This is a genomic window from Flavobacterium sp. J49, from assembly GCF_011742145.1.
Taxonomy (GTDB): Bacteria; Bacteroidota; Bacteroidia; order Flavobacteriales; family Flavobacteriaceae; genus Flavobacterium.
Genome location: NZ_JAAQQU010000105.1, coordinates 646,543 through 668,777 on the forward strand (window position 1 = coordinate 646,543; position 22,235 = coordinate 668,777).

Below are 22,235 nucleotides of genomic sequence, written 5' to 3' on the forward strand. Positions count from 1 at the left end.
GAATAAATTAGTAATACGAATATACAGAATTACACTTTATGCTTACGCCAATTTTAAATTAAAAAACTATCTTCGCTTTAACAATTTCTGTCGATGTCAAACAATCTTTTGCAAACTCCTATCGAATACCTCAAAGGCGTTGGCCCGCAGCGTGGCGAGTTGTTGCGCAAGGAAGTTGGCATTCACCGATATGAAGATTTACTCAATTTTTACCCGAATCGGTATATCGACCGAACCCGTTATTACAAAATCAACGAACTGAATAACAATCCGGCCGAAGTTCAGATTATCGGTAAAATCATCAACATCAAAACCGTCGAGTTCGGCAAAGCCAAAAAAAGATTAGTCGCTGTTTTCGTAGACGAAACCGGACAATTAGAACTCAACTGGTTCCAAGGCCACAAGTGGATTCGAGATACTTTAAAACTCAATACGCCATATGTGATTTTTGGAAAAGTGACCAACTTCAATGGTCAATACAGCATGGCACATCCGGAAATGGAATTGCTCAACGAACACGAACAAAGTTTGCGTTCGGCCATGCAACCCGTTTATCCATCGACGGAAACATTAACCAATCGCGGGATTTCCAATCGGGTAATTAATAAAATGATGCAACAGGTTTTTTTGGAAACCCAGGCTAAGTTTACAGAAACCTTACCACACTATTTGGTTGAGGAATTAAAATTGATTCCGAAAAATGCCGCGTTATTCAACATTCATTTTCCGAAAAGCCCCGAACTTTTGGCCAAAGCCCAATTCCGATTGAAGTTTGAAGAGTTGTTTTTTATCCAATTGCAATTGATAACCAAAAATCTGGTTCGAAAACACAAAATCAAAGGCCATCCGTTTACGGTTGTTGGTGAAAATTTCAATAATTTCTACCAAAATCATTTGCCGTTTGAACTCACCAACGCGCAGAAAAAAGTACTCAAAGAAATCCGAAACGATATGGGTACCAATGCGCAAATGAACCGTTTGTTACAAGGCGATGTGGGTTCGGGGAAAACCATTGTCGCTTTGATGGCGATGCTGATTGCGTTGGATAATGGATTCCAAAGTTGCTTGATGGCGCCGACGGAAATTCTAGCCACCCAACATTACAATGGCTTAACCGAATTGGCGAAAGACTTAAATATTAATATTAAAATACTAACCGGTTCGACCAAAACTGCTGAACGGAAAATCATTCACGAAGCCTTAGAAAATGGCAGTTTGCACATCTTAATCGGAACCCACGCTTTGCTGGAAGACAAAGTTAAGTTCCATAATTTAGGTTTGGCCATTATTGATGAACAACATCGTTTTGGCGTGGAACAACGTTCCAAACTTTGGCAAAAAAATGATATTCCGCCACATATTCTGGTGATGACCGCCACGCCAATTCCACGTACGTTGGCGATGAGTTTGTATGGCGATTTAGACATTTCTGTCATCGACGAATTGCCACCGGGAAGAAAACCCATTCAAACCGTTCATCGTTATGACAGCAACCGCTTGAAAGTTTGGAAATTTATCAAAGATGAAATCGCTAAAGGTCGCCAAATCTACATCGTTTATCCTTTAATCAAGGAAAGCGAAACTATGGATTACAAAGATTTAATGGACGGTTACGAAAGCATTTCCCGCGATTTTCCTTTGCCGCAATACAGTATTTCCATCGTTCACGGCAAAATGAAACCCGCTGAAAAAGAGGCCGAAATGAAACGCTTCGCCGAAGGCAAAACCAATATTATGGTGGCAACTACGGTGATTGAAGTTGGGGTCAATATTCCCAACGCCAGTGTAATGATTATTGAAAGTGCCGAACGTTTCGGGTTATCGCAATTGCACCAATTGCGCGGTCGTGTAGGTCGCGGTGCCGAACAGAGCTACTGCATTTTAATGACTTCCTTCAAATTATCGAACGATAGTAAAATTCGTTTGGAAACCATGTGCAAAACCAATGACGGATTCGAAATAGCGGAAGTCGATTTAAAACTCCGCGGACCCGGTGATATCATGGGCAAACAACAAAGTGGTGTTTTGAATTTGCAAATCGCCGATTTGGTCAAAGACAAAGACATTTTACTTTTGGCACGACACGAAGCGATGAAACTCCTCAAAAAAGATGCTTCAATGACTTTACCCGAACACCAAACCCTTCGGGCAGTTTTCATTGAACTCACCAAAAAGAAAAATATCTGGAATTACATCAGTTGATAGATATTTGTACCTACAAGTGTTAAATAAAAACTAACTGTACCGCCGATTTCATTGGTAAGAATTAGCTTTGCAGTAACAACCAACATCTAATTTAGACTCAGGAATTTCAATGAAAATAAAGAATATTGTCATCGCCATTTTAGTCATTGCTCTTGGAGGAATGATTGCCTACCGAATCACCAAAAACAAAGCCGAAAACGAAAAAGGAAACGACAAAAACGGCAAAAAACCACCTATTGGTGTTAGTGCAATTGTCGTTGTACCTCAAGAATTTTCGAATACCATTTCGCTTTCGGGTTCGATTGAAGCCAATGAACAAATTGAAATTAGAAGCGAAGTTTCCGGAATTGTTGAGACGATTTCTTTTACAGAAGGCAGTGATGTCAGTAAAGGACAAGTCTTGTTCAAAGTAAATGACATAGAACTCAGAGCGCAATTGGCACAAGCCAAAACCAGAGAAAGTTTGGCCTCAGAAAACGAAAGAAGAGCTAAATTGCTTTTGCAAAAAGAAGCCATCAGCCAAGAAGAATATGACATAGCCAGCGCAGATTTTAGAACTGCCAAAGCGCAAACTCAATTGATACAAGCACAAATTGGCAAAACTACTGTCAGAGCACCATTCTCGGGAAAAATCGGCTTGCGAAGCATTTCTCCGGGAACTTATGTTACACCAACCACTTTGATTGCGAAATTAGTCAGCACCAATCCTTTAAAAATTACCTTTTCCATTCCTGAAAAATACGCTACCGAAATCAATAAAAACAGCCCAATCACTTTTACGGTACCGAATGTGGCCGACCAATTCACCGCCAAAATTTACGCCTTGGAACCTGCGATTGAAGCCACTACCAGAACATTACAAATCAGAGCCTTGACAGATAATTCAAACGGAAAATTACTTCCGGGTACTTTTGCCAATATTGAACTGCCTTTAAAAAACATCAAAGACGCCATCATCATTCCAACCGAAGCAATCATACCAATCCAAGACGGTAAAAAAGTATTTATAGCTAACAATGGGAAGGCTAAAGAAGTAAAAATAGAAACTTTAACCCGAACCGATAAAGATGTTATTGTTACTTCAGGGCTGAAAATCGGTGATACCGTACTGACTTCCGGGGTAATGTCTTTAAAAGATGAAGCCGAAATTAAAGTAAAACTTAAATAATTATGAGTTTATCCACTTTAAGCATCAAACGACCGGTTTTTACGATTGTTGTCAATCTGACCATTATTCTTTTTGGGATTATTGGCTATAGCTATTTGGGCGTTAGAGAATTTCCTTCGATTGATCCGGCACAAATTTCGGTACGTACCAATTATACCGGTGCCAATGCTGATATTATTGAGTCACAAATCACTGAACCTTTAGAAAAAGCCATCAATTCTATAGATGGGATTCGAAATATTACTTCCTCCAGTAACCAAGGTTCGAGCAATATCACTATCGAATTCAAGCTTGAAAAAAACTTAGAAGAAGCGGCCAATGATGTACGCGATAAAGTGTCGCAAGCCATCAGAAGTTTGCCGCAAGATATTGATGCACCACCGGTGGTGTCAAAAGCGGATGCCGATTCAGATGCGATAATTTCCATGACGGTTCAAAGTGATACCAAAAATGTTTTGGAATTGAGTGACTATGCCGAAAATGTCATTGCCGAGCGTTTGCAAACGATTCCGGGCGTAAGTAGCGTTCAAATTTGGGGTCAAAAAAGATACTCCATGCGCATTTGGATTGATCCAGTAAAACTGAGTTCTTACGGTATTACGGTCTCGGAAGTCAGAGCTGCTTTGGAAAAACAAAATGTCGAATTACCGTCAGGAAAATTAACCGGTGCCAATACCGAGTTGATGGTAAAAACCATGGGGAATTTATCCAACGAAACCGAATTCAACAACATCATTATCATTGCCAATGCCGATAAAATTGTGCGTTTGAGTGATATCGGTCGAGCCGAATTAGGTCCGGAAAATCTTGAAACGCAGTTAAAAGCCAATGACCAACCGATGGTAGCGCTTGCAATTATTCCGCAACCCGGAACCAATTACTTAGATATTGCCGAAGAATTCTACAAACAATTTGACCTATTTAAAAAAGATTTACCCAAAGACATCCAAATTAATGTCGCTTTAGACAATACCCTTTTCATCAAAAAATCAGTAGTAGAAGTGGCGGAAACACTCTTGATTTCTATTATTTTAGTGGTCTTGATTATCTTTTTATTTTTCCGAGATTGGTCCATTGCCTTCCGACCATTAATTGATATTCCCGTTTCCTTGATTGCTACCTTTTTCATCATGTATTTGTGTGGCTTTTCGATAAATGTGTTGACCTTGTTGGCCATCGTTTTAGCGACAGGATTGGTAGTGGATGACGGAATTGTAGTTACGGAAAACATCTTCAAAAAAGTGGAAGAAGGCATGTCTCCGATAGAAGCTGCAATTAAAGGTTCTAACGAGATTTTCTTTGCCGTAATTTCAATTTCAATCACGTTAGCAGCGGTGTTTTTACCCATTATCTTTTTAGAAGGTTTTGTAGGTCGATTGTTCCGAGAGTTTGGTGTCGTCATTGGTGCTGCGGTGCTCATTTCCGCTTTTGTTTCTTTAACGCTTACGCCAATGTTAAACGCTTATCTAATGAAAGGCGGCGAACAAAAGAAAACCAAGTTTTACACTTTTACAGAACCTTATTTTGAAGGTTTAAACAAAGGATATGCTTCGGCTTTGGAAAATTTTATGCAAAAAAAATGGTTGAGTTTTCCCATTGTAATTATCTGTTTGGGATTGATTGGGTTATTTTTCTCTATTTTACCCAAAGAAACCGCTCCTTATGATGACCGGAATTTAGTAGTTGTCGGCGTAACTACACCGGAAGGTTCTACCTATGATTACACCGACCGTTTTATGCAAGACATGTCTGATTTAATCAATGATAGTATTCCGGGGAAAAAAATAGCCTTAGTCATTACTTCGCCCGGATTTTTATCCTCTTCTGTCAATGCGGGAAGAGTTCGATTGGCGTTAACAGATCCGGAAGACCGCGAACGTTCTCAAAAAGAAATTGCGGAGAATTTTACCAAATGGACTAAAAAATATTCACAGGCCAAAGTAACGGTTTCTGAGCAACCTACTATTTCGGTTAACCGTCGTGGTGGATTGCCTATTCAGTATATTATTCAAGCACCAAATTTTGAACAATTGCGCGAAAAAATTCCGCAGTTTATGGAAGAAGCCAGTAAAAATGAGACTTTCTCCAATGTAGATGTCAACCTAAAATTCAACAAACCCGAAATCAATGTGACCATCGACAGAGAAAAGGCGGAAAGTTTAGGGATTTCTGTTTTAGATGTGGCGCAAACACTGCAATTATCGCTGAGTGGACAACGTTTTGGCTACTTCATGCGCAACGGAAAACAGTACCAAGTCATTGGACAGTTTGATGAAAAAGACCGAGACGAACCACTAGATTTGACTTCTATGTTTGTCAAAAACAAGGCAGGCGAACTAATTCAATTAGACAATGTTGTCAAAGTAGAAGAGCAAAGCAATCCACCGCAATTATTCCACAACAACCGCTATATGTCGGCGACTGTTTCTGCAGGTTTAGCACCCGGGAAAAGTATGGTAGACGGTATCGAAGCCATGGATCAAATCAAGGAAAAAGTCTTGAATGACAGTTTCACCACCGACTTAGGCGGAGAATCTCGCGATTTTGTGGAAAGCAGCTCCAACACTTTGTTTGCTTTCGGATTGGCTTTACTGTTAATTTATCTGATTTTGGCAGCGCAATTTGAAAGTTTTATCGATCCGTTTATTATCATCTTAACCGTACCAATGGCAGTGGCCGGTGCTTTATTCTCGCTTTGGTTGTTTGGCCAAACGTGGAATATTTTTAGCCAAATCGGAACGGTGATGTTGATTGGTCTCGTCACGAAGAACGGCATCCTTATAGTCGAATTTGCGAATCAGTTGCGAGAGCAAGGTTTATCGAAATATGATGCCATTATACAAGCTTCTGAAGCAAGATTGCGTCCTATTTTGATGACGAGTTTAGCGATTGCTTTGGGTGCGTTGCCTATTGCATTGTCACTTGGTGCCGCTTCAACGAGTAGAATAGGAATGGGAGTTGTGATTGTAGGCGGAACCGTTTTCTCCTTAATTCTGACTTTATTTGTGATTCCTGCTTTCTATTTAATGTGGTCGAAAGCAAAGAAACACCGCCCTGAATTTGACAACTTGGAAGCTTTAGAAAAATAAGTCTTATGAAATTGAAATCATTATATAGCCTCTTTTTACTGTTGGTTTTTGTACCAAAAATACAATCACAAGCGTTATTAAAACTGGAAGATGCGGTTAAAATTGCTTTGGAAAACAATTACGACATCAAATTAGCTAAAAATGAATTGACCGTTGACGAGCTCAACAACACCATCGGAAATGCCGGTATGTTGCCTACCATTAATGCTACAGTGGTCAACAACAACAGCATTCTAAATACCACACAAACCCAAGCTGACGGTTCGGAAAGAACTTTGGATGGCGCTAGAAATATGAACCTCACCTATGGCGTTGGTTTAGATTGGACGGTTTTTGACGGTATGAGAATGTTTGCCCGAAAAGAGCAACTCAACATCTTGCAAAAGCAAGGCGAAGCCGAATTAAAATTGGCCATCCTAACCAGAATAAGCGATGTTTATTTAAACTATTTCGACTTAGTCCAACAACAGCAACAATTGGCTGCAATTGACACTGCGATTGTCATTTCACAAGAAAGAGTCAATACGGCGCAAAACCGATTCAGCATTGGAAAAGCTTCCAAATTGGAAGTATTGAATGCCCAAGTCGACTTGAATTCAGACAAGAGTTTGCAACTCAAACAACAAGAATTAATCAAGACCACAAAAATTCGTTTGAACGAAATTTTAGCTCGTGATGTCCAAACCGATTTTACTGTAACCAACGAAATCTCGGTGGACGAGCAATTAAAATATGACGATTTAAAATCATCTGCTGACAGTCAGAATCCACAATTGCAAGCGCAATTATTAACCAAGAACAGCGCGGAACAACAATTAAAACAAGTCAAAGCCGGTCGTTATCCTACAGTTCGCATCACTTCAGGTTACAATTTTACGCGTTCGGAAGCTTCTTTGGGATTTGTGACGCAATCTTCGGGTCGCGGATTGGTTTATGGCATAAATGCTTCGGTTCCTATTTTTAACGGCAACCTGCAAAATCGCAATGAAAAAATTGCCAAAGTACAGTTGGAAAACGCCAACATAACATTGGAACAACAAAAAAGAAGTTTGGAAAGTCAATTGAATTCAGCATTTACGAGTTATATAACCAATTTGGAACTATCAAAAGTAGAAGCCAAAAACTTGGAAATTGCCAAACAAAATTTGGATATTACTTTGGCCAAATTCAAAATCGGAACTATAACGCCAATTGAGTTCAGAACCGCACAGCAAAATTTTCTTGATGCGAGAGTGCGTTACAGCAATGCGATGTATTTGACCAAAATTTATGAAATCACCTTAAAAGAATTGGCCGGAAATTTGAGTTTTTAATGTATTTTTGAACTCAAATCAGCAATTTAAACATGGTAAAATACGACCCTAAAGACTGGATCACTTTTATTTTTCGCTTTCACAAATCAGACACTTTTCGACAATTGTTTCCGATGATGATATTTATCGCACTGTATTCTGCCGGCATTTGTTATTTAGAAGTGGAATACTGGAAATTGTCCCAAGACAGTCATGTCAAAAACATTTCCATCATGCATGGAATGCTGGGATTTGTAATTTCCTTATTGTTGGCTTACCGAACCAATACCGCTTATGATCGTTGGTGGGAAGGTCGAAAACTTTGGGGTTCGTTGGTGAACAACAGTCGTAATTTGGCCATCAAACTTTCGGCTATATTAAAAGACGAACACGATAAAAAATACCTTCGTTTTTTGATTCCGACTTATGCTTCTATTTTGTCTAAACATTTGAGCAATGAGGAAGTGGGGCAAATTTTGTTTGAAGATGTCGAGTTAAAAATCAACCACCAAAAACACAAGCCCAACCAAGTAGCCCAAATTTTGTTTCAAAAAATTAATGACTTACACCAATCCGGGAAAATCTCCGGTGAACAGTTAATCATTTTGAACTCCGAGTTACAATCTTTTACCGATGTTTGTGGTGCTTGCGAGCGGATTAAAAACACGCCTATTCCCTATTCTTATAGTGCCTTTATCAAGAAATTTATTTTCTTTTATGTGATGACTTTACCGTTTGGATATGTCTTCAGTTTGGGCTATTATGTGATTCCGGTTGTGGTATTTATCTTTTATGTTTTGGCCTCTTTAGAATTAATAGCCGAAGAAATTGAAGATCCTTTTGGTGCTGATGCCAATGATTTACCGACCGGTAAAATTGCTTCAAATATTAAAAGGCACGTGGAGGAACTGTTGTAAGTATACTTAATTAGCAACAAAATCAATCCTGATTTTAAAATGTTGTTGTTTTAAATATTATCTTAGTAGTTCGATTGTATTTTTATGGCATCCAAAATTTTACTCAACAAACCTGCATTGACTCACGAAAAGTCGTTAAAGACTTTGGTGGAAAACCGTACTATTTTTTCCTTAGACCATTGCGAATTGAACATTTTTGAAACCTATCAAAAATCGGAATTGGTGCCGTTGAAGTTTAATGATTTGGTGGTAACCAGTATGCTTCGCGGGAAAAAAATCATGCATCTTTTTGACGAACCGCAATTTGAGTACTTACCAGGAGAAACTGTTATTGTTCCTTCGAATGTGGAAATGAAAATTGACTTTCCGGAAGCTTCCAAAGAAAATCCAACCCAATGCATTGCACTGGCCATTGATCATAAAATCATCACCGATACTTTGGATTTCTTAAATGAAAAATACCCTAAAGAAGGCAAAAACAACCTTTGGAAATTAGACCACGAAAATTACTTTTTCTACAACAACGTAGAATTGGCGGGCACCATCAACAAGCTGATCAAAGAATGTATGGGCAATTCGATTACCAAAGACGCCATAGCCGATTTGACTTTACAGGAATTAATTATCCGAATCATCCAAACACAAACGGCAAAACGATTTGAGAATGAAAAATATATTGACAGTAGCAGCCCGATTTCGCCTTCGATAGCCTTTATCAAAAACAACATCCGTGAGAATATCAACTTAAAAGATTTGAGCGATAAAGCTTGTATGAGTACAACTTCCTTTTACCGCTATTTCAAAAGAGAATTGGGCATGAGTCCGATAGAATACATCTTAAACGAAAAGATAAAATACGCCAAAAAACTACTGAGCAATCCGAACATTCATGTGAATGAAGTGTCTTATGCCAGCGGGTTTGAGGATTGCAATTACTTTATACGACTGTTTAAAAAATACGAAGGCGTTACCCCGAAACAATACCAATTGATGAACTTCAGTTCACACTAATCGTAAGTATTATACTTTACGGGTTCAAGCTGTTCCAATTCGGCTTCGGTAAACAATCGGTAGTTAATGATAAACGTTTTGCCGTAAGGCGTTTCCAAAGAAAATCCGCCGGCTCCTATTCCGTCCATGACATCTAAAGTGAAATGTGCGTTTTTCCAATATTCGAATAAATCTTTGTCGAGCCAAAAATCAAATCCGTCTACCTGACCAATACAAACATCGCCCGTTCTGATGTAAAAACCGCCTTTTTCAAAACATTGTGGCTGTGTGCCTTCGCAACAACCTCCGGCTTGGTAGAACATTAAATCTCCAAACTTTTCTTTGAGCATTGCTATCAATGTCAATGCGGCTTCGGTTACTGCTAATCGTTTCATACTTAACTATTTTTATGAATGAACAAACCGCAAGTCGACGCTGTGAAATCAACCTGCGGTGTCTAACCAATTGTTGTACTTTATATTAAAAGAATCCTAATTTGTTTTTGTTGTAAGAGATTAACATGTTTTTGGTTTGGCGATAGTGGGCCAACATCATTTTGTGGTTCTCTCTACCAATACCTGATTGTTTGTATCCTCCAAACGGAGCTCCGGCAGGATAAGCATGGTAACTGTTTACCCAAACCCTTCCCGCATGAATAGCTCTCGGCACTTGATACAATTCGTGCGCATCACGTGTCCAAACACCGGCTCCTAAACCGTAAAGCGTATCATTGGCAATTTCAATGGCTTCTTCGGTGGTTTTAAAAGTCGTCACTGCCAATACCGGTCCGAAAATTTCCTCCTGGAAGATTCTCATTTTGTTCGTTCCTTTGAAAACTGTCGGTTTAATGTAGTAACCGTTGTCCAAGTCACCTCCTAATTTATTTTCGTCTCCGCCAATTAACAACTCTGCACCTTCTTCTTTTCCTAAATTGATGTACGACATGATCTTATCCTTTTGCACTTTTGAAGCTTGTGCACCCATCATTACAGTCGGGTCTAAAGGATTCCCGGTTTTTACAGCAGCTACTCTTTCGATGACTCTTTGTATAAATTGATCGTAGATGTCTTCGTGTACTAATAAGCGTGACGGACAAGTACAAACTTCTCCTTGATTTAAGCAATATAAAACAGCTCCTTCTATTGCCTTGTCTAAAAACTCATCATCCGCGTCCATTACTGACGGGAAGAAAATATTAGGGGATTTTCCCCCTAACTCTAAAGTTACCGGAACAATATTTTCGGTAGCGTATTGCATCACCATTCTTCCGGTAGCGGTTGAACCGGTGAACGCTGCTTTGGCTACTTTAGGATTGGTCACTAAAGCTCTTCCCAATTCAGAACCAAAACCATTGACAACGTTAAGTACACCTGCCGGTATTAAATCGCCTATTAATTCCATCAAAATCATGATTGAAATCGGCGTATTCTCTGCCGGTTTTAAGACCACACTGTTTCCTGCGGCCAAAGCCGGTGCCAATTTCCAAACGGCCATTAATAAGGGAAAATTCCACGGAATAATCTGGGCAATTACACCAATAGGTTCGTGAACAATTAAAGAAACGGTGGTCTCATCCAATTCACTTACCGAACCTTCTTCGGCACGGATAACGCCGGCAAAATAGCGGAAATGGTCAATCGCCAAAGGCAAATCGGCGGCTAAAGTTTCACGAACGGCTTTTCCGTTGTCTATTGTTTCGGCGGCAGCCAAATATTCTAAATTGTCTTCCATCACTTGCGCGATTTTAATCAACAAATTGCTTCTGTCAGTCACCGAAACTTTACTCCAGGTTTTGAACGCCTCGTGAGCAGTATCAACTGCCAGTGTCAAATCTTCCTTGTTGGAATGTGCTGCTTTGGTAAATACTTTTCCATCTACCGGAGAAACTACATCAAAATACTGTCCTGATGCCGGCGCTACAAATTTTCCGCCTATGTAATTGTCATACTTATCTTTGAAAGTAGGTCTTTGAATTAAATTACTCATAATTATATTTTTTTGATTTAATCAAATGTAATTTCAATCGCCAACCCGGAATAGCACAATTCGGGCAATTTATAGCACAATTTTATTGATTTGTAATTTTTGAGTATTAATAAATGTATTAACCCAAAAAATAGTTGTAAAAAATCGCAAATTTAACAATGCAATCTATTGTAGTAAATGGTGTCATTCGTCGAAAATATATTTTAAACTAAAAACTACAATCCCTATATTTGCAGCCTTAAAGTACAGTACATGAGAATCTCTTACAATTGGTTAAAACAATTCATTAAAATAGATTTAAAATCAGAAGAAACGGCAGCCATCTTAACCGATTTAGGTTTGGAAGTGGAAGTGGTGGAAAAATACCAATCGGTTCGCGGCGGATTAGTAGGTGTTGTGGTTGGTCACGTATTGACTTGCGAAAAACATCCCGATGCCGACCGTTTGAAAATCACTACCGTTGATTTAGGCGATGGCACTCCGGTTCAAATTGTTTGTGGTGCTGCCAATGTGGCGGCCGGACAAAAAGTTCCTGTGGCCACTATCGGAACCAAATTATTTGACCAAGAAGGCGTAGAATTCGAAATCAAAAAAGGAAAAATTCGCGGACAGGAAAGCCACGGAATGATTTGTGCCGAAGATGAATTAGGTTTGGGAACAAGTCACGATGGCATTATGGTTTTGGATACCAATTTAAAACCGGGAACACCTTGTGCCAAAGTTTTCAATATAGAAAATGACGAAGTATTCGAAATTGGATTAACACCCAACCGTGCTGATGCGATGTCACATTACGGCGTAGCGCGTGATTTGCGTGCGAGTTTATTGCAAAAAAACAGCAACGTCGAATTGATTACACCTTCCGTAAGTACTTTCAGAATTGACAAACGAACTTTAAAAATTGACGTTGACGTTAAAGACAGTAAATTGGCTCCGAGATATTGCGGTGTTACCCTTTCCGGTCTAACCGTAAAACCTTCACCCGAATGGTTGCAAAACCGTTTGAAAGCCATTGGGCTTACGCCAAAAAATAACATTGTTGACGTTACCAATTATATTTTACACGATTTAGGCCAACCTTTACACGCTTTTGACGCTGCAAAAATCAATGGCAAAATTGTAGTCAAAACGGTAGCTGCCGGAACAAAGTTCACGACTTTAGACGACATAGAAAGAACGTTACATGAAGAAGACTTAATGATTTGTGACGAAAAAGGACCATTGTGTATCGCAGGCGTTTTTGGTGGTAAAGGTTCAGGCGTTTCTGAAACTACGAACTCCATTTTCTTAGAAAGTGCTTATTTCAACCCGGTTTCTATCAGAAAATCAGCTAAAAGACATGCTTTGAATACCGATGCTTCTTTCCGATTTGAGAGAGGAATCGACCCAAATATTACCGAGTTTGCTTTGAAACGTGCTGCGCTTTTGATTAAAGAAGTGGCCGGTGGCGAGATTACTTCCGACATCGTTGATATTTACCCTAAAAAGATTGAAGACTTTCCGGTTTTCTTGCATTTTGACAAGACTTATAAATTGATTGGGCAGGAATTACCAAAAGAAACCATCAAGAAAATCTTGGCGTCATTAGACATCAAAGTCAATACCGTTTCTGATGCCGGTTTAGGATTAATGATTCCGTCTTATCGTGTGGATGTACAACGTGAAGTAGATGTGATTGAAGAAATTCTAAGGGTTTACGGGTATAATAATATCAATTTCACCAAAAAATTAAATGCTACTGTTTCCAATTCGGCCCGAACAGAAGATTATAAAGTACAAAATATCATTGCCGCGCAATTGAATGGTTTAGGATTCCATGAAATGATGGCGAATTCATTGACGACACCTGATTATGTTGGTCTATCCGAAATGTTGAAAGAAGAATACAATGTGATGATGTTGAATCCGTTGAGCAATGACTTGTCGGCTATGCGTCAGTCGCTATTGTTCTCCGGATTAGAAGCTGTTTCGTATAACATCAACCGCAGAAATAGCGATTTGAAATTATTCGAATTCGGGAAAACCTATCACAAAGAACTGAACGGCTATAAAGAACCCAAACACCTAACGTTATTTGTTACCGGAAACCGAAATGAAGAAAGCTGGGCAAATCCTCAAAAGCCTTCTGATTTCTTTTTGTTCAAAGGTTATGTAAGTTCGGTTTTAGACCGATTAGGGATTACTAAAGTGCAAAACAAACCGGTAACTTCAGATGTGTTTGCCGAAGGGTTGGCGATGGCTTCCGGAAATGATACTTTGGTGGAATTCGGGACCGTAAAGAAATCGATTTTGAAACATTTTGACATCAAACAAGAAGTGTTCTTTGCTGATTTCAATTGGAACTTAATTTTAAAACTCATCGGCAGCAAAATCAAATTCACTGATATTCCGAAATATCCCGAAGTGCGCAGAGATTTAGCGCTTTTGGTAGATGATTCAGTAGCTTTTGATGCGATTTATGCGATTGCACGCCAAACGGAGAAATCGCTCTTAAAAGACGTTAGTTTGTTTGATGTTTACCAAGGTAAAAACCTTCCGGAAGGCAAGAAATCTTATGCGGTGAGTTTCACTTTACAAGACAATTCAAAAACCTTAACCGATGACCAAATTGACAAAATCATGGGCAAGTTGCAGAAGAATATAGAAAATGAATTGGGTGCCAGTTTAAGACAATAACTCTCAAATAACACAAGAAATGCTCGAAGAAATTCGGGCATTTTTTTATTTGACTTGATTGATTTTATCTTTTTGTATTTTCTCCATCAATCGTTCGTTGAGCACTTTGGAAAATTTTTCAGCTCCTTTTATATTCAAATGATCGCAATCGTGAAAATTCATTCGCTCCATTGGGAAGTTTAAATAATTCCAGTATTCGAGCTGGTATTTTTGAGCTAACTTTTGATAATCACTTTCTGCCCTTTTCACCATATTTTTATGAAGCGCCTTCACATAATCTTTATGGCAAGGCATGGTTAACAGTATCGGGGTAATGCTTTTGGTTTTAAGAATTCTGATAAAATCTTCCAAATCCATTGTAATTTCCCTTTTTTCTGGTGAAATCCCTTCATCCAAACCTTTTCCTGCTCTGTTGAAAATATGGATTGCCGTCATACCTTCTTCTCTGGTACCTTTATAACCAAAGAAACCTTTTTCAATAGGCCTATTTAAGTCGTAATCTGTGTCCAAATCAATGGCTTTGATGACTTTGTACTTTCCGCTTAAATCGTTTTTCAATAACTTGAGGGCAATACTGGTGGAATAACCGTTTAAATAACTGTATTTCGGAAAGAACGGCATTTCGTCTTTGTATTCAATGCCGTTGCCGTAATAGGACCAAATTTCGCGACTGCCCATCCGGGAATAATTGAGAGAACCGCAGTCTACAGTAATGAAAACGTATTTCAAATTAGAGAGTTGGTCCAAATATTTTAACGCAATCCTTTTATCATAATACAACGGCTGCGCCACATTGGCCAAATTATAGGTATACCTTTCAAATTGATTCGGGTCAATGCCCAATGTAGCTCTTGAATTCCCTAAAATCAGAACTTCAATCTTTTTTTGATTTTGAAGAATACCTTTTTCTTTCTCGGTATAACTGGTGTCAATTTGCCGCAAGTAAATTTCAAAAGCGATAATCACCAAAAAAATCGGTAAGGCAAAATAAGACAAGTATTGAATGAATTTTTTCATGCCGCTTAAAATTGAAAATAGATAAACTGTTGCTCTTTAGAATCCACACAATAAAAAATAATGGCGATGATGATGTAGTAGAAAGCCCATCTTATCGGTCGCTTCCATTTCAATCCTATTCTGGCTAAAGCAAAAGGTTGTTCTCTGCCCAGCCATTCTATGATAAGGAAGAATGCCAACATGATAAAAGTATTAGAGTTGGCCGGCATTTTGGTCGGCAACGCAAACAAGCTCCACGAAAATAGGTCTGAAACATAACGCAATGCATGTGTTAAATCGTTGGCTCTGAAAAATATCCAAGCCAAAACCGTCAAACAAAAAGTCAGTGTTACTTGGAAAAACTCTTTGAAAGTAGGCCAATACCTTCCTTGGGCGACGATATCCAGATTGCTTCTGTTGGTGTTAAAAATAATCGAAGGCATGATGTATAAGGCATTGAGCAATCCCCAAATGATGAAAGTCCAATTGGCACCATGCCAAAAACCGCTAACCAAAAAGATGATAAACGTATTTCTGATTTTCATCCAAATACCGCCTTGGCTTCCGCCTAACGGAATGTATAAATAATCTCGGAACCAAGAAGACAATGAAATGTGCCAGCGCCGCCAAAACTCGGCTATATCTCTGGAGAAATAAGGAAAAGAAAAATTCCGCAATAAGTCAATGCCAAAGAGTTTGGCCGTACCAATAGCAATATCGGAATAGCCTGAAAAGTCACCGTAAATTTGGAACGCAAAATAAACCGCACCTAAAAGGAGCGTACTTCCCGAATAATCTCCGGAGTTGTTAAAAATTTCATTGGCGTACTCGGCACATTTGTCGGCAATGACAATCTTTTTAAACAATCCCCAAAGAATTTGTCGCATTCCATCGGCGGCGTTAGTAAAATCAAAAATTCGTTTCTTTTTTATTTGAGGCAATAAATGCGTCGCTCTTTCTATCGGTCCGGCAACCAATAACGGAAAGAAGCTGACGAAAAGTGAATAGTCTATAAAATTGCGCTCGACTTTTATTCTGTCTTTGTAAATGTCAATCACATACGACAAACCATGAAAAGTGTAGAATGAAATTCCAACCGGCAAAATGACTTCCAAGGTCCAAGGATTGACTTGAAAACCTAAATTCGCTATAGCTTCAGCAAACTCTGTGATAAAGAAATTGTAATATTTAAAGAACCCTAAAAATCCTAAATTGACTGAAATACTAAACCAAAACCAAAAGTTTTTGACCCGCTGATTATTGGCTTCCGCCATTTTAACTCCGGAAAAATAATCCAATACCGTAGAAAAAACGAGCAGAAACAAAAAGCGCCAATCCCAACAAGCATAAAAGAAATAGCTCGCTACCACTAATAGTATATTTTGATAGCGTAAGTTTTTGCGGCATACAAACCAATAGAGTATAAAAACTAACGGTAAGAAGAAGGCAAAGCTTAAGGAGTTGAACAGCATGGTTTGACCTTGTTTTGCTCAAATATAGCAAATTAGTTGATAATCATGCTAAAACAAAAAAGCCTCGATTTCTCGAGGCTTTCTATTATTCAAAAACAAGAATTATTTCTTTTTCTCGTTCTTTTCCATTTTTGCTTTTAATCCGGCAAGAATGTCATTGTTATCTCCAAGAGTTGAAGCCGGAGCATTGTTATTAGAAGCTACTGATTCAGCAACCGCTTTAACATTTTTCTCTTCTTCTTCTCTGAAAATAGCCGTGTGAGAAGCAACCACTCTTTTGAATTCTTTGTTGAACTCAATTACTTTGAATTCTGCTTCTTCACCTTTTTTCAATTTCTTACCATCTTCTTTTTCTAAGTGACGTGTTGGAATAAACGCAACTACATCATCTCCGAAATCTACAGTAGCACCTTTGTCAACAATCTCAGCGATAGTTCCGGTGTGGATTGTTCCCACTGCGAAAGCATCTTCGTGTTTGTCCCAAGGATTAGCCGTAGTTTGTTTGTGACCTAAAGATAACTTACGGCCTTCAACATCCAACTCTAATACTACTACTTCTAATTTATCACCTACGTTAACAAATTCTGATGGGTGTTTGATTTTCTTAGTCCAAGACAAATCAGAGATATACACTAAACCGTCGATTCCTTCTTCTAACTCAACGAATATACCGAAGTTAGTAAAGTTTCTAACGATACCTGTGTGTTTAGAACCTACAGGATATTTAGACGTGATATCTGTCCATGGATCTTGTGTCATTTGTTTGATACCCAAAGACATTTTTCTATCGTCTCTGTCAAGAGTCAAGATAACAGCTTCCACTACATCACCCACTTTTACGAAATCCTGAGCACTTCTCAAGTGAGTAGACCAAGACATTTCAGAAACGTGGATTAAACCTTCAACACCTTCAGCCACTTCGATAAATGCACCGTAATCAGCGATTACTACTACTTTACCTTTTACTTTGTCTCCAATAGTTAATTTAGAGTCTAAAGCATCCCATGGGTGAGCGTTTAATTGTTTTAAACCTAATTGGATTCTTGTTTTCTCATCATCGAAATCAAGGATTACCACGTTTAATTTTTGGTCTAATTCAAGCACTTCGCTTGGGTGATTGATTCTTGACCAAGAAAGGTCTGTAATGTGGATTAATCCATCAACACCACCTAAATCAATAAACACACCGTAAGAAGTAATGTTTTTAACCACACCTTCTAATACTTGTCCTTTTTCTAATTGACCAATGATTTCTTTTTTCTGAACTTCGATGTCAGCTTCGATAAGCGCTTTGTGTGAAACAACAACATTTTTGAATTCGTGGTTAATTTTTACCACTTTGAATTCCATCATTTTGTTTACGTATACATCATAGTCACGGATAGGCTTCACATCAATTTGTGATCCCGGTAAGAACGCTTCGATACCGAATACGTCAACGATCATACCACCTTTAGTTCTGCATTTCACGAAACCGTTAACGATTTCTCCTGTTTCGTTAGCTGCAATCACTCTATCCCATGATTTGATAGTTCTTGCTTTTCTGTGTGATAATACCAATTGACCTGTTTTGTCCTCACGAACGTCAATCAATACTTCAACTTTGTCACCCACTTTTAAGTTAGGGTTGTAACGGAATTCATTTAAAGAGATAACTCCTTCTGATTTCGCGTTAATGTCAACGATAGCGTCTCTGTCTGTGATTCTAACTACCACACCTTCTACTACTTCTTCTTGATCGGTAGAAATGAAAGTTTTAGTAACTAAATCTTCAAACTCTTGTAAGTTTTTCTGATCTACTGCATCAATTCCTTCTGCGTAATTGTGCCAGTTAAATTCGTTTAAAAACGCTTGTTGTTCTTTGTTTAATTCAGACATGCTGATAAAAAATTTGTATGCTATGCTTCTTGAGTTTCTTGATGCGAATAAAAACACAGCAGTGTTAGTTATAAGTTGTTTAACCCTTTTGGAAACCCTACTCCGCCAAAAGGACTGCAAAAGTAATCATAATTTCTTAATTACAAAACAATTAGAAAAGAAAAAAGACCAAAGAAAAAAGAGAAAAGACGGTTTCTTTTAGGAGCGAATGGCTTGGGGATTATTGGTTTCCGTTTTCCTGCCATCCGCGCTACACGGTAGCCGCTCCTGTCAGGGCTAGAATAGGTTTGGCATTGCATTCTTGGCAACAAAAAAGCCTAACCGATTTTTAAATCCGTTAGGCCTAATTGATATAAACTATATATTTTTAATGACTCACATTCGCCACCGCATTCGGGTCGTGTTTGTGTTTGAATAATACCGCAAAAGCAATCGCAATAACTAATGAATAAGCCGCAAAAGCCAACCAGATGCTATGCCAATCTCTGGCTCCATCATGAGTAAAGTACTTTTCTATTGCCCAACCTGAAGTAAAACTTCCCAAAACGGCCCCAAAACCATTGGTCATCATCATAAACAATCCTTGAGCTGACGAACGAATCTTAGCATCAGTGGAAGTTTCAACAAACAAAGAACCGGAGATATTGAAAAAGTCAAACGCCATTCCGTACACAATACAAGACATAATAATCATCCACAAACCATCGGTTGGATTGCCGTAAGCAAACAATCCGAAACGCAAAACCCAAGCAAACATGGAAATCAACATGACTTGTTTGATTCCAAATCGCTTCAAAAAGAAAGGAATAGCTAAAATAAACAAGGTCTCTGAAACTTGTGAAATCGACATAATGATGGTAGAATATTTTACCACAAATGAATCGGCATATTCCGGAACATTTTTGAACTCATCTAAAAACACATCACCATAAGCATTAGTCAATTGCAAAGCACCACCCAAAAACATGGAGAAGATAAAAAACAACGCCATTTTATAGGTCCCGAATAATTTAAAGGCTTCCAATCCTAATGATTCTACAAAAGAAGACTTATCACTTTTGGTATGTTGTGGCTTGCATTTTGGCAAGGTAAAAGAATACAATCCAAGCAAAACAGCAGCAATACCGGCTATGTAAAACTGGTAAGCTGTGGCTTTATTTCCGGATAAATTAGTCAACCACATCGCCGCAATAAAACCTATGGTTCCCCAAACCCTAATCGGTGGAAAATCTTTCACAACATCACTGTCGTCGCTGTTTTTTAAAGCATTATAGGAAATGGAATTTGACAAGGCAATCGTTGGCATATAACAACACATCGCCAAAAGCATCACATAAATAAAATTATCGGGTGAAGTGACTTGAGGAAGATAAAACAAAACTAAAGCATACAATATGTGAAGAACACCATATAATTTTTCGGCGTTTACCCATCGGTCAGCTATAATTCCGGTTAATGTTGGCATGAACAAAGAGGCAATTCCCATGGTACCGAATACCAATCCGAATTTTGTTCCATCCCATTGTTTGGTTCCGAACCAAAAGTTGGCAATCGTAATAAGCCATGCACCCCAAACAAAGAACTGAAAGAAGTTCATGGCAATTAATCTGTTTTTTATACTCATAATAGTGGTTTTTGGTTTTATAATATCAACCCGTAAATCTACTATTTATATTGAGATAAAAAAATATTTACAATAATTTCGAAACTTTATCTACCAAAGCCAAGACGGCTTGGAATTGCTCTTCACGTGTTAGTGCCGAATTATCAATTTCTATAGCACCAACAGCCTTGACCAACGGAGAATCATCTCGGTGAGTATCAATATGGTCACGCTCTTCCACGTTTTTTAAAACCGCTTCATAGGTTACATTTTCTCCTTTTGCCTGCAATTCATCATAACGACGACGCGCTCTTGTTTCAGGACTGGCCGTCATAAATATTTTGAGTTCGGCATTGGGAAAAACAACGGTTCCTATATCACGACCATCCATAACAATACCTTTCTTTTTGCCCATCGATTGTTGTTGCTCTACCAATTTGGCACGAACCTCAGAAACCTCAGCCACTTTGCTTACAAAACCGGACACTTCTATCGTTCTGATTTCCTTTTCAACATTGACACCATTCAAATACATTTCGGCAAAACCCAATTCGGCTTTGAACTCAAAATGCAATTTGATAAACGGCAAACTGTTGATTAAGGTCTCTTTGTCAAAAAACTCTGCACCGATACAACCGTTTTGCATCGCAAAGTAAGTCACCGCGCGATACATCGCACCAGAATCGACATAAACATAACCTAAATGTTTGGCCAACTGCTTGGCTAAAGTGCTTTTCCCCGTGGAAGAAAATCCGTCAATGGCAATCGTAATTTTTTTACTCACAATTTTTAATTATTTTTTGGTGTTTGTGAACCTTCGGTTTCAAAACGCTTTTTTTATATTTTAATACCTATTTCCCGAAAAATCGATGGTCAACCCGAACAAACTCGTGTTGGCCGCCAAAGTGTAACGAGAATAGGAATAATTGAATTTTAAATTATTGACTTTCAAACCGAAACCCACCGATAATCCGGAAAAATTTCGCTGCTCTAAGATACGCAATTCTTCGGCTCTTCTGAAATTGTAACCCAAACGTATGTTAAATCCTTTCTCCGGAAACAATTCGGCACCCACAATCACGTGGCGCAAAGCGTTGTTAAAAAAAGAAACTTTTTCCGGTGTAGCACCGCCGTCTAAATTACCTTCTGCTCTATTAGGATTAGCAAAAGCCACTTGCCATTGCTGCATGTTTTCCAAGGTCAAATGCCAACGAATCGGAACGTTTTCCATTAACTGGGAAACCCCAATCAATACCTCCAAAGGCAATTTTTCTCTGGTTTCTGCATAAGGCGTGATTTGTGTTCCAAGATTTCGGATGGAAATGGCCCAATTGACATCGTTTCGGGTATCGATAAACAAGGCGCCAAGATCAACTGCAGCTCCGAAAGAATTGTAACTTTCCAAAGTGGAAGAAATCAGTTTGGCATTGGCACCAATATAAAAATCGGTAAAGGGTATATTGTAAGCATACCCAAAAGACAGTGCAATCTCGCTTCCGGTAAAGTCTGCCGTTTGTTGGCCGTTTTCGTCGTAACCATCAAACTTTCCGTAGTTCACATAATTAACACCGCCAAAAAACGTTTGTACATGTCGGTCATAAGTATAGGCATAAGAAGCTGTTCCGTAAGTCACTTCACCAAAATAGCTACCATAATTCAACGATAACTTGTTGTCCATTTCCGCATTAATACAAGCCGGATTAAAATGGGCTTGGTTGACATCTTGGTCATAAAAAGTAATCACTTTTCCCCCAATCGCTGCTTGTCTGGGTGAGGTAACTAAGTTTAGAAATTGGTATACCGACCTACCGCCCACTTGTCCGAAAGCGACCAAACCGACGAGGCAAAAGGCAATACAAATTGTTGTTCTAAACATTAAAATAAGCTTATGGCTATTACTATAACGGAAATGCGAAGATATTATTTTATATCGGAGGAAAAAAGTTAATAAAAAAAGGCACGA

Annotated in this window: 15 protein-coding genes; 7 read left to right on the forward strand and 8 right to left on the reverse strand. The window is 38.6% G+C overall.

Going from position 1 to position 22,235, the window contains the following annotated elements; genetic code table 11:
- The first annotated feature begins 93 nt into the window (after window positions 1–93).
- The 6 genes from recG to HA632_RS13755 all read left to right on the forward strand — a co-directional run bounded on the left by recG (window position 94) and on the right by HA632_RS13755 (window position 9,682).
- The gene (gene recG / locus HA632_RS13730) at window positions 94–2,202 is read left to right on the forward strand and encodes an ATP-dependent DNA helicase RecG (protein WP_176307761.1); all 2,109 of its coding nucleotides are present in this window, start codon (window positions 94–96) and stop codon (window positions 2,200–2,202) included.
- Between the two features lie 112 nt (window positions 2,203–2,314).
- Window positions 2,315–3,373 (forward strand): efflux RND transporter periplasmic adaptor subunit, encoded by a 1,059-nt coding sequence (locus HA632_RS13735; protein WP_176307762.1) that lies wholly within the window; start codon window positions 2,315–2,317, stop codon window positions 3,371–3,373.
- A gap of 2 nt (window positions 3,374–3,375) precedes the next feature.
- The gene (locus HA632_RS13740; RefSeq protein ID WP_176307763.1) at window positions 3,376–6,462 is read left to right on the forward strand and encodes an efflux RND transporter permease subunit; all 3,087 of its coding nucleotides are present in this window, start codon (window positions 3,376–3,378) and stop codon (window positions 6,460–6,462) included.
- Window positions 6,463–6,467: 5 nt separating this feature from the next.
- Window positions 6,468–7,775, forward strand: a complete 1,308-nt coding sequence (locus HA632_RS13745) for a TolC family protein (RefSeq protein WP_176307764.1) — start codon at window positions 6,468–6,470, stop codon at window positions 7,773–7,775.
- A gap of 32 nt (window positions 7,776–7,807) precedes the next feature.
- Window positions 7,808–8,671: a bestrophin family protein gene (locus tag HA632_RS13750; protein WP_176307765.1), complete on the forward strand. Its 864-nt coding sequence runs from the start codon at window positions 7,808–7,810 to the stop codon at window positions 8,669–8,671.
- A gap of 84 nt (window positions 8,672–8,755) precedes the next feature.
- Window positions 8,756–9,682, forward strand: a complete 927-nt coding sequence (locus HA632_RS13755; RefSeq protein WP_176307766.1) for an AraC family transcriptional regulator N-terminal domain-containing protein — start codon at window positions 8,756–8,758, stop codon at window positions 9,680–9,682.
- Here the strand turns inward: HA632_RS13755 and HA632_RS13760 are convergent.
- Window positions 9,679–10,056, reverse strand: a complete 378-nt coding sequence (locus HA632_RS13760) for a DUF779 domain-containing protein (protein WP_176307767.1) — start codon at window positions 10,054–10,056, stop codon at window positions 9,679–9,681. The two genes, HA632_RS13755 and HA632_RS13760, sit on opposite strands and share 4 nt — an antisense overlap.
- A gap of 85 nt (window positions 10,057–10,141) precedes the next feature.
- Window positions 10,142–11,647, reverse strand: coding sequence for an aldehyde dehydrogenase family protein (locus HA632_RS13765; protein WP_176307768.1), 1,506 nt, complete (start codon window positions 11,645–11,647; stop codon window positions 10,142–10,144).
- Between the two features lie 252 nt (window positions 11,648–11,899).
- Between HA632_RS13765 and pheT the strand changes: the two genes are divergently transcribed.
- Window positions 11,900–14,323, forward strand: coding sequence for a phenylalanine--tRNA ligase subunit beta (pheT, locus tag HA632_RS13770; protein ID WP_176307769.1), 2,424 nt, complete (start codon window positions 11,900–11,902; stop codon window positions 14,321–14,323).
- 45 nt (window positions 14,324–14,368) lie between these two features.
- On the opposite strand, the gene HA632_RS13775 is transcribed toward pheT, so the two are convergent.
- From HA632_RS13775 to porQ, 6 genes are all read right to left on the reverse strand, one after another.
- A complete protein-coding gene (locus HA632_RS13775) occupies window positions 14,369–15,340 on the reverse strand; it encodes a hypothetical protein (protein WP_176307770.1) in 972 nt (323 codons plus the stop codon).
- Window positions 15,341–15,345: 5 nt separating this feature from the next.
- Window positions 15,346–16,791 (reverse strand): MBOAT family protein, encoded by a 1,446-nt coding sequence (locus tag HA632_RS13780; protein ID WP_176307771.1) that lies wholly within the window; start codon window positions 16,789–16,791, stop codon window positions 15,346–15,348.
- A 102-nt stretch (window positions 16,792–16,893) separates the two neighbouring features.
- Complete coding sequence (rpsA, locus tag HA632_RS13785) at window positions 16,894–18,669, reverse strand: 30S ribosomal protein S1 (RefSeq protein WP_176307772.1); 1,776 nt, start codon at window positions 18,667–18,669, stop codon at window positions 16,894–16,896.
- 367 nt (window positions 18,670–19,036) lie between these two features.
- Window positions 19,037–20,293: a nucleoside permease gene (locus tag HA632_RS13790; protein WP_176307773.1), complete on the reverse strand. Its 1,257-nt coding sequence runs from the start codon at window positions 20,291–20,293 to the stop codon at window positions 19,037–19,039.
- A 67-nt stretch (window positions 20,294–20,360) separates the two neighbouring features.
- On the reverse strand, window positions 20,361–21,056 hold the full coding sequence (gene cmk, locus HA632_RS13795; RefSeq protein ID WP_176307774.1) for a (d)CMP kinase: 696 nt from the start codon (window positions 21,054–21,056) through the stop codon (window positions 20,361–20,363).
- Between the two features lie 60 nt (window positions 21,057–21,116).
- Window positions 21,117–22,148 carry a type IX secretion system protein PorQ gene (porQ, locus tag HA632_RS13800; protein ID WP_176307775.1) on the reverse strand — a complete coding sequence of 344 codons (1,032 nt, stop codon included), beginning with the start codon at window positions 22,146–22,148 and terminating at the stop codon, window positions 21,117–21,119.
- Between the last annotated feature and the right edge of the window lie 87 nt (window positions 22,149–22,235).

Excerpts from the sequence above, each read along its gene's own strand:
- recG (WP_176307761.1), top strand. The coding sequence starts at position 94 with ATGTCAAACAATCTTTTGCAAACTCCTATCGAATACCTCAAAGGCGTT.
- HA632_RS13745 (WP_176307764.1), top strand. The coding sequence starts at position 6,468 with ATGAAATTGAAATCATTATATAGCCTCTTTTTACTGTTGGTTTTTGTA.
- pheT (WP_176307769.1), top strand. The coding sequence starts at position 11,900 with ATGAGAATCTCTTACAATTGGTTAAAACAATTCATTAAAATAGATTTA.
- HA632_RS13790 (WP_176307773.1), bottom strand. The coding sequence starts at position 20,293 with ATGAGTATAAAAAACAGATTAATTGCCATGAACTTCTTTCAGTTCTTT.
- HA632_RS13780 (WP_176307771.1), bottom strand. The coding sequence starts at position 16,791 with ATGCTGTTCAACTCCTTAAGCTTTGCCTTCTTCTTACCGTTAGTTTTT.
- HA632_RS13765 (WP_176307768.1), bottom strand. The coding sequence starts at position 11,647 with ATGAGTAATTTAATTCAAAGACCTACTTTCAAAGATAAGTATGACAAT.
- porQ (WP_176307775.1), bottom strand. The coding sequence starts at position 22,148 with ATGTTTAGAACAACAATTTGTATTGCCTTTTGCCTCGTCGGTTTGGTC.
- HA632_RS13740 (WP_176307763.1), top strand. The coding sequence starts at position 3,376 with ATGAGTTTATCCACTTTAAGCATCAAACGACCGGTTTTTACGATTGTT.
- HA632_RS13750 (WP_176307765.1), top strand. The coding sequence starts at position 7,808 with ATGGTAAAATACGACCCTAAAGACTGGATCACTTTTATTTTTCGCTTT.
- HA632_RS13775 (WP_176307770.1), bottom strand. The coding sequence starts at position 15,340 with ATGAAAAAATTCATTCAATACTTGTCTTATTTTGCCTTACCGATTTTT.
- HA632_RS13735 (WP_176307762.1), top strand. The coding sequence starts at position 2,315 with ATGAAAATAAAGAATATTGTCATCGCCATTTTAGTCATTGCTCTTGGA.
- HA632_RS13760 (WP_176307767.1), bottom strand. The coding sequence starts at position 10,056 with ATGAAACGATTAGCAGTAACCGAAGCCGCATTGACATTGATAGCAATG.
- HA632_RS13755 (WP_176307766.1), top strand. The coding sequence starts at position 8,756 with ATGGCATCCAAAATTTTACTCAACAAACCTGCATTGACTCACGAAAAG.
- rpsA (WP_176307772.1), bottom strand. The coding sequence starts at position 18,669 with ATGTCTGAATTAAACAAAGAACAACAAGCGTTTTTAAACGAATTTAAC.